The sequence below is a fragment of the Tautonia sociabilis genome (assembly GCF_003977685.1).
In the GTDB taxonomy this organism is placed as follows: Bacteria; Planctomycetota; Planctomycetia; order Isosphaerales; family Isosphaeraceae; genus Tautonia; species Tautonia sociabilis.
In genome coordinates this window covers 1-10,452 of sequence record NZ_RYZH01000095.1, presented here as the reverse complement: position 1 = coordinate 10,452, position 10,452 = coordinate 1, and the positions used below count along the sequence as shown (strand labels likewise).

Annotated in this window: 11 protein-coding genes and 1 pseudogene; 11 read left to right on the top strand and 1 reads right to left on the bottom strand. The window is 66.5% G+C overall.

Features of this window, described 5'->3' with window-relative positions:
* Positions 1-160: 160 nt before the first annotated feature.
* A complete protein-coding gene (locus TsocGM_RS25125; RefSeq protein WP_126728215.1) occupies positions 161-406 on the bottom strand; it encodes a transposase in 246 nt (81 codons plus the stop codon).
* Between the two features lie 403 nt (positions 407-809).
* On the opposite strand from TsocGM_RS25125, the gene TsocGM_RS25120 reads away from it, so the two are divergent.
* The 11 genes and pseudogenes from TsocGM_RS25120 to TsocGM_RS27450 all read left to right on the top strand — a co-directional run bounded on the left by TsocGM_RS25120 (position 810) and on the right by TsocGM_RS27450 (position 10,350).
* Positions 810-3,086 (top strand): hypothetical protein, encoded by a 2,277-nt coding sequence (locus tag TsocGM_RS25120; RefSeq protein ID WP_126728214.1) that lies wholly within the window; start codon positions 810-812, stop codon positions 3,084-3,086.
* 198 nt (positions 3,087-3,284) lie between these two features.
* Positions 3,285-3,599, top strand: coding sequence for an HTH domain-containing protein (locus TsocGM_RS28075; protein WP_126728213.1), 315 nt, complete (start codon positions 3,285-3,287; stop codon positions 3,597-3,599).
* The gene (locus tag TsocGM_RS25110) at positions 3,596-4,606 is read left to right on the top strand and encodes an AAA family ATPase (RefSeq protein ID WP_126728212.1); all 1,011 of its coding nucleotides are present in this window, start codon (positions 3,596-3,598) and stop codon (positions 4,604-4,606) included. The genes TsocGM_RS28075 and TsocGM_RS25110 overlap by 4 nt, the downstream gene beginning before the upstream one ends.
* A 3-nt stretch (positions 4,607-4,609) precedes the next feature.
* Positions 4,610-7,216, top strand: coding sequence for a S8 family peptidase (locus tag TsocGM_RS25105; protein WP_126728211.1), 2,607 nt, complete (start codon positions 4,610-4,612; stop codon positions 7,214-7,216).
* Between the two features lie 186 nt (positions 7,217-7,402).
* Entirely contained in the window at positions 7,403-7,765 is a 363-nt protein-coding gene (locus tag TsocGM_RS25100; RefSeq protein ID WP_126728210.1) for an SNF2-related protein, read from the top strand.
* Between the two features lie 36 nt (positions 7,766-7,801).
* Positions 7,802-8,062: a DEAD/DEAH box helicase family protein gene (locus TsocGM_RS25095; protein ID WP_126728209.1), complete on the top strand. Its 261-nt coding sequence runs from the start codon at positions 7,802-7,804 to the stop codon at positions 8,060-8,062.
* A gap of 440 nt (positions 8,063-8,502) precedes the next feature.
* A complete protein-coding gene (locus TsocGM_RS27770) occupies positions 8,503-8,634 on the top strand; it encodes an SWF/SNF helicase family protein (RefSeq protein WP_148114894.1) in 132 nt (43 codons plus the stop codon).
* A 42-nt stretch (positions 8,635-8,676) separates the two neighbouring features.
* Positions 8,677-9,567, top strand: a complete 891-nt coding sequence (locus TsocGM_RS28070) for a transposase (protein ID WP_391733071.1) — start codon at positions 8,677-8,679, stop codon at positions 9,565-9,567.
* Positions 9,564-9,692, top strand: coding sequence for a transposase (locus TsocGM_RS27455; RefSeq protein ID WP_233579188.1), 129 nt, complete (start codon positions 9,564-9,566; stop codon positions 9,690-9,692). Before TsocGM_RS28070 ends, TsocGM_RS27455 begins: the two co-directional genes overlap by 4 nt.
* 42 nt (positions 9,693-9,734) lie before the next feature.
* Positions 9,735-9,899, top strand: a pseudogene (locus TsocGM_RS28065) (transposase); the annotation flags it as partial.
* 88 nt (positions 9,900-9,987) lie between these two features.
* Positions 9,988-10,350, top strand: coding sequence for a hypothetical protein (locus tag TsocGM_RS27450; RefSeq protein WP_233579187.1), 363 nt, complete (start codon positions 9,988-9,990; stop codon positions 10,348-10,350).
* Positions 10,351-10,452 lie beyond the last annotated feature (102 nt).

Sequence of the window (10,452 nt, the reverse complement as noted above, 5' to 3'; positions counted from 1 at the left end):
AAAGAGGTGCGAGTATGGATCGAGATGGAGAGATCGATGAACCGTTGAGAGGTCGCTGATCAATCCAGGTTGGCTCTCCAACCCAGAAGCGTCGAGGATGCGTCACTCGAAGCAAGAAACGAACCACTAAGGGCCGAGGGAAGCAAGGTTTTAGGCAATTTCAATCCATAATCACTCGGCCGACCATACGCTCCAGCTCGGCGATGGGTTCTTGGGCCTGGGCTCGCTGTTCCCCTCCCTGGAAGAGGGTCTCCCCGGACCTAATCGCGACTTTCTTCCAGTAAGCGACGAGCTCGGGCTTGTGCCGACGGGCGGCCCCGGCCTGGCTCTTGGTGCCGGCGAGGTCTCCGAGGACGACATGAGCCTTGAACTGAGGCTTGAAGGATCGACGTCGGCGCTTGGGCATCGGTGGATGCTCCTGGGAGTGCCAGTCATGACTATTGGTACTGGTCCAATCCCCGGGGCGCACGACAAGCCGATCTCATTCAGCCGGACGGCTCTCCTCAACGCACATCCGTTCGTGCCCGGATATGCCCGGCCAGGGGGGATGCCGGCAGATCGATTCTCGTCCCGGTGGTCGGAAATCGATCGGCCCTGGCTTGACCACCCGGAGTCGGATCTAGGGTCCCCTGCGTCGGCCGGATCGAAGTCCCGGCCGGATCGGCGCGAGGGGCAGCTTGCTGACTTCGAGCGGTGGGTGCCCCGCCGTTTCGAACGTTGGGTACGTATCCCGTGGCCCCGCGTCGGATTCCCCGGGGAATCCGACGCGGGTCAGCTTGCTGCCCGCACCCCATTACGGAACATTTTCGATGTCGATGTACCAGCGAGACGATTGGACCCTCTTCCGGACGCTGGAGACCCTGGGGCAGAAGGCGGGGGTCCCCCCCTGGAAGCTCGCGGCGCTGGTCGCCAAGGAGCTGACCGACAACGCGCTCGACGAGAAGGCGGCGTGCCGGGTGGGGCTCCTCGACGGCAACGGATTCTTCGTCGAGGACGACGGCGAGGGGATCGGCGGGACGGACGACGAGATCGCCGAACTCTTCTCGATCTCCCGGCCGCTCCGGTCCTCCAAGCTCCTGCGGCGGCCGACGCGTGGGGCGCTCGGCAACGGGCTCCGGGTCGTCACCGGTGCCGTTTATGCGACAGGAGGGACACTCGACGTTGCGACACGGCATCGGATCCTGAGGTTGCTCCCCCAGGACGATGGGACGACGCGGGTCGAGCGCGTGGGGCCGTACGACGGGCCGGGGACGCGGGTCGAGGTCCGGCTCGGGCCGTCGGTCCCCGTCACGCGCGACTCGCTCGCGTGGGCAAACCAGGCCATCGACCTCTCGTCCGGCGAGTCCAGGTACACGGGCGAGACGTCCCCGCACTGGTACAACTCGGACTCGTTCTTCGAGCTGCTGCTCGCGGCGGGGGGACGGACCGTCCGCGCCGTGATCGAGGACTTCGACGGCTGCACGGGGCCGAAAGCCAGCAAGATCGCCGCCGACTTCAAGGGCCGGGCCGCGAACAGCCTCAGCCTCCACGAGGCCGAGTCCCTGCTCCGCAAGGCCAGGGGGCTCGCCCGGGTCGTGAAGCCCGAGCGGCTCGGCGGCCTCGGGCCGAGGATCGAGGACTGGCCGCGCAGCTACGCCAAAGTCACCGGGGCGTACCTGAGCAACGCGACCCGAGGGACCCTCCAGGCCGAGATCCCCTTCGTCGTCGAAGTCTATGCCGAGGTCTCAGCCATGCCCAGATTCGGGGTCTCGGTGAATCGCACCCCGGTCCCGGCGGAACTGGGCTTCTACCACGAGAAGGAGGCGCAATGGATCTTCGGGTGCGGCCTCGACATGGAATTCAAGGTGGGGCGGCGACCGTTGCATCTCTGGCTCAATGTCGACTCGCGCTACATGCCGATCACGACGGACGGCAAGTCGCCCGACTTCTCGCCGATGGACCCGGAGATCCGGGCCGCCCTGGAGAAGGCCATCAAGCGGGCCAAGCGGCAGGTGAGCGAAGAGACCGAGGAGAAGGGCCCGACGACGAAGGACGTGATCCTGGACTCCCTCGAAGATGCGATCAGCAAGGCGAGCGGCGAGGGCACCTATCGCTTCTCGATCCGGCAGTTGTTCTACGCCGTCCGCCCCTACGTCATCGAAAACCTCGGGACCGAACCCGAGTACAACTACTTTTCGAAGGTTATCACGGAGTACGAGGGGACCTGCGGCGAGATCGAGGGGATGTACCGCGACCCGCGAGGCGTCGTCTACCACCCCCACACCGGCGAGGAGATCCAGCTCGGCACCATCCAGGTCGAGCGGTATCGCCGGCCGCCGTACACCTTCAACAAGGTGCTCTACTGCGAGGAGGAGGGCATCTTCCCGATCCTGAGGGAGACCAAGTGGCCCGAGCGGAACGACTGCGCCCTGATGACCTCCAAGGGCTTCGCATCCCGGGCCGCCCGAGACCTCCTCGACCTGCTCGGCGAGACGGTCGAGGAACTCTATGTCTTCTGCATCCACGACGCCGACGGGCCCGGCACGATGATCTACCAGGCGCTCGCCGAGGCGACCAAGGCGAGGCCGGGGCGGAAGGTCAGGATCATCAACCTCGGCCTGGGACCCTACGAGGCGGAGGAGATGGACCTCCAGGTCGAGTCGGTGAGCCGGGAGGGCCACCGACGCATCCCCGTCGCCGACTACGTCGACGAGGAGTGGGCGGAGTGGCTGCAATCGCACCGCGTCGAACTCAACGCGATGACGACCCCGCAGCTCCTCGAATGGCTGGACCGCAAGTTCGCAGACTATGTCGGCAAGGTCATCCCCCCCAAGGATGTGCTGTCGAGCCGACTGGAGCGGGATGTCCGTGCCCGACTTGAGCGGCAACTGACGGAGGAGGCGGTCCGCGAGGCCCGCATCCCGGAACGAATCGAGGCCGAATTCGCCCGGCGAGACGCGGCATTCCGGGCCGTCCTGGAGACCATCGGCCAGCAGGTCGAGGCCGGACTCGCCGAGGAGCCGCTCCTCCACTGGACGGGACCGGTGGGGAGGGTGGCCGACTCGATCGTCTTGGCGGCGCTGCCGGACGCGGGGACGACCCCGTAGCAACCCCGAGGGTGGCGAAATCGATCGGCAGGCCGGCGGTCTCTCAACGTTGCAACCAAACGACGATCCGACGCAATCCCTCGCCGCCGGGAAAACGACAAAGCCGTTTCCGCGAGGCGACTTGCGGCGGGGGTTCCGCTTGACAACCCTATCAGAACCGGATAGAGACGAAAGGCGACTGGGGGGGGGGACGTCCGCATGCCCTATCGACGTTCGCGGGAGATCGAGCAACGCCTTGCGCGGGTGCTCCGACTGGTGCGTGCCGGAGGCTACTCGGCCCCGAGGCTCGCGGAGGAGATCGGCGTGTCGGTGCCCACTATCTCCCGGTGCATCGAGAGCCTCCGCGATCGGGGATATGACATCCGAGCCCGGAGGCGGGGCGGCGGTTGGTGCTACGTCCTGGGAAGGACTGGGAGGAGCGAGCGACGGAGGGAGGGGCGGCCATCGGCGGACGCCCCGCAGCGCGACCCGGACCCGATGCCCTCGACGGCGACGAAAGCAGGTGGCCGATGAACGCCGACACGATCAAGCGGATCGTCCGGGCCATCGCCGAGGAGTCGCAGGAAGACCTCGCCCTGCTCGCGCGCAAGGTCATCAAGGACGAGCGGCAGAGCGGTCACGAGAAGCTGGCGGACCAGCTTGAGTCGATCCTCGACCGGCCCAAGCCGGCGCGCAACGGCCGCAAGCCTTCGACCGATCACGGTCGTCCACTCCAGGAATTGCCGCTGAGCAGGCGGCACCGGGAGACGCTCGCGACCGTGATCCCGCGGGATGCCCTGGAGCACCACATGGTGCTCCCCCCGCCCGTAGAGGAGCGGTTCGCCCGGATCGAGCGGGAGTACGCCGCCAGGGAACGCCTCGGCGCCTACGGCCTCCGCCCCCGCAAGACGATCCTGCTCTACGGCCCGCCGGGCTGCGGCAAGTCGCTCGGCGCGAAGCGCCTGGCCTGGAACACCGGGCTCCCCCTGATGAAGGTCAGGTTTGACGCCCTGATCTCCTCCTACTTCGGCGAGTCCGCGTCCAACCTGCGGGCGGTCTTCGACGCGGCCAAGGAACGGCCATGCGTCCTGCTCCTGGACGAGTGCGACTTCATCGCTCGGTCCCGGGCGGGTTCGAGGGACATCGGCGAGGCCACCCGGATCGTCAACTCCCTGCTCCAGCTCATGGAGGAGTACGACGCCCCAGGGCTCCTCGTCGCCACGACCAATGTCCAGTCCTCGCTCGACGAGGCGCTCTTCCGCAGGTTCGACGACGTCTTCCCGGTCCCGTTCCCCGGCCCCGGTGAGATCGAACAGCTCCTCAAGACGACTCTCTCCGCCGTCCCGGTCTCCAACCGGGTGGATTGGCGGGAGTTGATCGGGCTCCTCGAAGGCGAGCCGGCCGCGATGGTCGTGAAGGCCGCCCAGGATGCGGCCAAGGCGGCGGTCCTCTCGGGGCAGAAGGTCGTGACGCCCAGCCAGTTGAAGGCCGCTGTCGCCGACCTGAAGGGCCGTGGCGACGAAACCGCAAGGAACGGATAGGATATGCCGGCCGATCACCAGTTCGAGCACCTTCCCCTGATCCTGCGCAAGTCGGGGGACGCGAGGTTCCCCCGGCCCATCCTATCGGAAGACCCCCTCACCATTCGGAACCGGACGGATCGGGCCGGACACGTGACATCGCTCCGGAGACAGGTCGACACCGTCAGCACGGCATGGAGGGAGCGGCAGGAGGAACGGCAACACGAGGGCTTTCCCGAGATCGCGGGAATCCCGCTCCTGCTGAAGATCGACCCGACGCTGGACATCGATGCCCTCCGCCAGACCTTCGAGTTCGAGGTCGTCTCGGAGGAGGAGGACGGCTTCGTCATCGTCGCCTCCGAGGATCTGACGCTCGCCCACTTCCAGCAGAAGCTGGACGACTTCGTTGCGAGCATCGAGGGGTCGGCCAACGTCGCTAGGATCCTGGACCTCCGTGAAGATGAGACCCAGGAGGATCGGCTTCGCAGGATCCTCTCCGAGACGCTCCTCCGAGAATGGCCGACGATCCCCGACGACGCCCCGTATCTCTGCGACATCGGCATCGCCTGCGTCGGGACCTGGGAGGTGCCCAGGAAGCCCTCGCGCAACCCGCGATGGAAGGCCGAGACCTGGGCGCGGAAGGAGTTCGAGTGGTCACAGGCCCGAAACGATGCATACCAGAAGTGGGACCAGCTCAAGGACGAGCGGATGGCCGCCGTCGAGAACATCGTTCGGCACTACGGGGGCCAGATCCTGTTGGACGTACAAGATGCACCCGTCGACGCACCGTCCCTGCCGGACAGCTTCACCCTCCGCATCCGATTGCCAGGCAGGGGGCTGAAGGATCTGGTCCTCAACTTCCCCTACGTGTTCGAGGTGACGGAGCCGGACGATATCGAGCTGCCCCAGCAGATCGAGCGCGACCTGGATCAGATCAAGGCGTTGCTCGACCTCCAGCCACCTGACCCGGGTGCGCCGTTCGTCTGCGTGATCGACAGCGGCATCCAGCAGGAGCACATCTTGCTGGCACCGGCGATCGATGCGGAGACCTCGCGATGCTTCGTGCACGGCCTCGCACCGACCGAGGTCGGGGACCACGTGCGTCCCAGCGGGCACGGGACGCGCGTCGCGGGTGCGGTGATCCACGGCGAGGAGATCCCGAAGGAAGGGACGATCCGACTCGAAGCCTGGGTCCAGAACGCCCGTGTCCTGGACGCCGACTGCGACCTCCCGAGGCAGATGCTCCCGGCGGCCGTGGTCCGCGAGGTCGTCCGGCATTTCCACGAAGGGGGGCGTCGGACCCGCATCTTCAACCACTCGATCAACGCGGACGCCCCTTGTCGGACCGTCCACATGTCCGCCTGGGCCGCCGAGATCGACCGCCTCTGCCACGAAAACGACGTGCTCATCGTCCAGAGCATCGGCAACCTCAAGCATTCACGCCCGTCGCCGAGGCCCGGCATCCAGGAACTCCTGGCCGGCGGCAGTCCGTACCCGGACTACCTGTCCGAGGCATGTTGCCGGCTGGCGAACCCGGCTCAGAGCCTCCAGGCGCTGACCGTCGGCTCCGTGGGCTACGGGGCCTTCGAGCAGGACGGCTATCGGAGCTTCGTCGCCAACGCGGGCGAGCCGTCCGCATTCAGCCGGTCCGGGCCGGGGCTCTGGGGGACAATCAAGCCCGAGGTCGTCGAGTTCGGTGGCGACAACCTGCGGACCGGCGGAGACCGTCCGTCGGTCAGCACGCCCACCTTCGCCAAGTCGTGCTATCCCGAGTTGGTCCGGAGCACGATGTTCGGAGGGCCGGCGTACGACCGGGACCAGATCGGCACGTCGTACTCGGCACCCAAGGTGACGAGGATCGCCGCCCGCCTCCAGGCCACGCTGCCGGACGAGCCGTGCCTGCTCTACCGGGCCCTGATCGTCCAGTCGGCCCGCTGGCCGGATTGGGCCGAGGGATTGTCGTCGGAGCGGCAGGCTCAGCTCATCCGCCGGATCGGCTACGGCCTCCCCGACATCGAGCGGGCCTCGACGAACACCGACCACCGCGTGTCATTCATCTCGCACGGCGAGAAGCTGATCGGGCCGGGAGACTGCCACGTCTACCAAGTCCCGATCCCGTCCGACCTACGCCGCCCCGGCTACGACCACGACATCCGCATCGAAGTCACGCTGTCCTACTCGGCCGAACCGCGACGGACCCGGCGCAACCCCAGGGGCTACCTCGCCACCTGGGTCGATTGGGTGAGCAGCCGGAACGGGGAATCGCTCGAAGCCTTCCTCGGGCGGGCGATCAGGGAGGATGAGGAGCCCGCCAGGGAGGGGAGCAGCCTGGGCTGGAACATCGAGACCAACCCGCAATGGGGGCGGCTCCCCGGGGTCCGCCGGAACATCGGGACAGTCCAGAAGGACTGGGCGACCCTCAAGTCCAACGCCCTTCCCGAAGACCTGTGCATCGCCGTGCGGGGCCACAAGGGCTGGAGCAGGGACCCGGAGGTCAAGGCGCGGTACGCCCTAGCCGTGAGCTTCGAGATTATGGGCCGGGAGATCCCGATCTACGAGCCGCTCAGGGCGTCCGTGCTTAAACTGCAAGCCGAGGTCGAGGGCGAGGCCGAGGTCGAAGTCGAGGCATAATGAGGCGGGAGTCATCCAATCATTGATTCGAGGCCAGCCCGGAGAGGCCATCTGTACCGTGCCACCGGACCGGTGGGTGACGGCTTCGAGTGCCTGGTCAGACTTTCGGACGGGACGCCCGACAAGGCGATCCTCTCGCGGGGCGAGGCCGCAACGGTCTTCGGCCAGCAGGACTAGCCGCCGATTGTGATCCAGCCGGTCGATGCCGAGGGGCACCGCCTGCTCGTCGAGTCCTCCCGTATCCGGCTCGCCTACACCCATGACCGCCACTTCGCGGTAAACTTCTCGGGCATCCGGACGCTGCCCCACCATATCGAGGCGGTCTACCTGCGGATGCTCCCCCAGCCCCGGCTCCGCTTCCTGCTAGCCGACGACCCTGGGGCCGGCAAGACGATCATGGCGGTCCTGCTCATCAAGGAGATGAAGCTCCGCGAGGCGATCGACCGAGCGATCATCCTCTGCCCGGCCCCGCTCACGATCCAGTGGCAGGACGAATTGCTCCGCTGGTTCGGCGAGACGTTCGACGTCATCTTCTCGGCCGTCGACTAGCAACAGCTCACCAACCCCTTGCACCGCGCCTCCCAGGTGATTGACTCGCTCGACTACGCCAAGCAGGACGAGGTCCGCGAGCACGTCTGGAGCGAACTCTGGGACCTCGTCATCATCGACGAGGCGCACAAGTGCATCGCCTTCACCAAGAGTAGCCTGAACCAGGGCGACGAGGCGGAGAAGACCAAGCGGTATCAGGTCGCCGAGCGGCTCGCCGCGAACTCCGACCACCTCCTGCTGTTGACCGCAACCCCCACCACGGCGACGACGACCGCTTCGCCCACTTCGTCCGCCTGATCGACGCGGACCTCTTCCCCGAGCCGCATCGGTTCGGCAATAAGGCTGCGGAGATTCGGCGCGAGATCCTCCGCCTCGGGCCGGACTGCCCGTGGGCCCTCCGACGGTCCAAGGAAGACCTCCGCGACCTGAGGGGCCGGCGCCTCTTCCCCGACCGCCACGCCCACACGATCACCTTCAAACTGAACGCCGACGAGTACGACCTCTGTAAGGCGGTCACCGCGTACATCAACCAGTTCCTCCCGCAGGCGAGCGGTCGGCGAGCGTGGCCCTCACCCGCACCGTGCTCCAGCGCCGCCTCACCAGCTCCACGATGGCGGTCTTCGAGTCGATCCGCCGCCGGTTCGAGCGCCAGACTGCGCTGCTTTAGTGGAGCTAAGAGGCCAGCCCCCCGCCCAGCGAGCCCGCCGCCTGGCCCAACTCCAGGGGAGCTCAAGGAGATGAACGACGTCTGGGGCAAGCTCCTTATCTTCACCGAGCACCGCGACACGCTAAATTACCGCTTCAAATCGCTCGTACGTTGGGGATACACCACCTGCCAGATCCACGGCGGGATGAACCCGCACGAGTAGAAGCGGGACTGGGAGTTGTTCCGCGTTGAGAAGCAGATCTGCATGGCGACCGAGGCCGCGGGGGGGATCAACCTCCAGTTCTGCCGCCTGATGATCAACTGCGGCCTGCCCTGGAACCCGACCCGCGTGGACCACTGGCTCAACGGTATCCACCGAATCGGCCAAGAGCAGGACGTGCATGTGTTCAACTTCGTGGCTAGGTCGAGGAAGGGTCGGCAACCATTAAGGACCGCCCGCGCTTGCCTGGACTATCGCGAGAATCCCCGCCTTCACGGCCGGTGGGAGGTCGCCCCAACGCGAGACGACCAATTGCAGGTCAGGAGGGAGTCCATGGGACGGCAACGCTGCGTCGTTCGACGTCTGTGCAAGCGGCAATGCAAATTCGTCCTCGCATTCGCCCGAACTATTTTCCGTTGCACTGTTTGCGGAATATGTGGGGCGGTCTTGAAAACCGCTGAGGCCGCAAGGCCTCCGGGGGTTCGAATCCCTCCCCCTCCGCTTGTCAACCGGCGAAAAAAGAGGGACAAGGATCGCCAATCTCCTTGTCCCTCTTTGCTTTATAGCACTCCCCTTCGTCTCCATCCGCCGTCTCGTCCGTGCCATCGATCGACAACTCGGGACAGGACGGGACAGACGTTTGTTCAAGTTCTGTGCAAGCGCCAGTGCAAGCGGAAGAGGCCGCTGACCCGTCCAATCCCAGGACGGAAGGGGCCCCCCAGCTCCTCCGCGCAGGGTTTCTGGGGAGCGAAGAGCGAGACTCGGCCGAGGGCTCCGGCCACGTCGCTCTGGTCAACGTGCAGAGTCACCGATGCCCAGCGGGCCCTGATCGAGCCGCACCTGCCACCGGAATCCGGCGGCGGGAGGCCCCGCGAGACCGACATGCGGGACGTCCTCGACGCCATCCGCCACCTCCTGCGCGCCGGCTGCCAGTGAAGTACCTGCCCGGCGACTTGCCGCCCAGGAGCACCGTCTGGCGGGACCTCGACCAGAGGCGGCACGACGGCACCCTCGACCGGATCCACGACCTGCTCCGCACGAAGGTCCGCACTCGGGAGTAGCCGGACCACCCCCGCACCTCGGCGAGCGTCGATCGCCAGTCGGTGGACACGACCTCCGGGGGCGAGCAGCGGGGCCGGGACAACCCCAAGAACGTCGACGGGCGGAATCGCCACATTGTCGTCGACAGCATGGGGTTGCTGCTGGCCGTGCTGGTGACGGCCGCCTCGGTCGACGAAGCGGCGGCGGCCCCGACGCTCTTCGCCCGGCTCGAGGGCCAGCCGATGGGCAAGGTGCGGCGGCTGTTCGCCGACAACAAGTACCACAACTTCTCGCTCGACGAGCGGGGCGACGAGAATGCGAAGTGGGACCCAGCGCGACGAGTCGTTTTTCAGCACCGATCGCGGGATGAGCCCGGTGGCCGTGATCGAGGCGTCCACGGGTCGGTGGAACCTGAAGACACCAGTTCCAGAACGGCGCGACCATCTCGGCCGGCAGACGACCCAGGGCTGGTGCCGTCGGACGGTCCTGCGGGCGGCCCCGTGCCTGTTCGGGCTGGAGACGGTCGTGGCGCTGCGGGACCGGGCCCTGCCGGAGTCCAAGCGGGTCGGCGGCGAGGACTGGCCGGGCGAGGAGGGCGTCACCTTCTCCGACGCATGGACCTCGGTGAAAAGAATTCACTTCAGTCGATATTCGTGGTTCGTTTCTTGCTTCGAGTGACGCATCCTCGACGCTTCTGGGTTGGAGAGCCAACCTGGATTGATCAGCGACCTCTCAACGGTTCATCGATCTCTCCATCTCGATCCATACTCGCACCTCTTT